Origin of the sequence: Bartonella sp. AP72JLCBS (genome assembly GCF_042195705.1) — a bacterium.
In the GTDB taxonomy this organism is placed as follows: Bacteria; Pseudomonadota; Alphaproteobacteria; order Rhizobiales; family Rhizobiaceae; genus Bartonella.
Map to the genome: position 1 here is coordinate 1 of NZ_JBHIOU010000089.1, position 897 is coordinate 897.

Annotated in this window: 1 protein-coding gene; it reads right to left on the reverse strand. The window is 47.8% G+C overall.

Going from position 1 to position 897, the window contains the following annotated elements; genetic code table 11:
* Positions 1–320: 320 nt before the first annotated feature.
* Positions 321–482: a hypothetical protein gene (locus ACFILO_RS09540; protein ID WP_375678219.1), complete on the reverse strand. Its 162-nt coding sequence runs from the start codon at positions 480–482 to the stop codon at positions 321–323.
* Positions 483–897: the final 415 nt, after the last annotated feature.

The window sequence follows — 897 nt, forward strand, 5'->3', positions numbered from 1 at the left end:
GTGTGGGAAAAGCAATTGAAAATAAATACTCCCCTTCCTCCAAGTGTTGTGTTTGAGGAGTTATGTTGTTAGTGTTGTGTTCGTTGTTAGTTCCTCAATTTCTCTCAAATAGGATCTCTGCACGCACACACACAAAAGAGTTTAGTAGCTCTGCAACGGATAAAACTCTATGCGACTAACTACAACCTGCGTAATACCCTCAGAAGGAATGAATCCTTTCTGAGTACTAATAGTCCAAAATAAAATGAAAAATACAAAAGTGAGAAGTAAAAATCTAATGTCTAAGACGACTCTGCGTCGGTGTCCTGCTCCAAACTCGGCTAAGGTGCTGGTGCTGTCTTTGCCACTGCTGGTGGTGTCTCAGTATCTGGTGGTGGTGAGGGTCTAGACGTCAAGACCTGCTGAAGTAAGAGTGCCACCCTGTTAAAGCGGCCCATAACCTCACTGTGGAATGCTGTCAATGTAGCTCTGCCCTCGGCCACCTCAGCCTGTATCATACCCACGGCACTCTCAAGGCGCTCTAGTCGGTCCTGGCCTCGGGAAGGGGAGAACATCTGTACCGGAGGCTGATCCGATGCTGTGGTGGGTGATGCCTGCGTCTCTGTCTTTGTCGAAGGTAACTGTAATGTAGGTTGTGATCCTTCTCCCTGTGCTTGAGTTATCTTCAGAATATAGATCCCATCGCGTCTATGGCGTCTTGCCATCCCCATTAGTCTAAGGGTCTCCAAGGTGATAGGGGCCGGTGTCACTGTCTTTTTGGCCTTCCGCACGCCATCTCTGAGGCCCATCCCAATGAGAAGCCTCGTAATGAAGGGTCGTGTGCTTATGCTGAGGTTTTATCGTGGTTTTCAACGGATTCGTGTGCCTTTAATGTTGATTGATGAAGTATGGATCGTG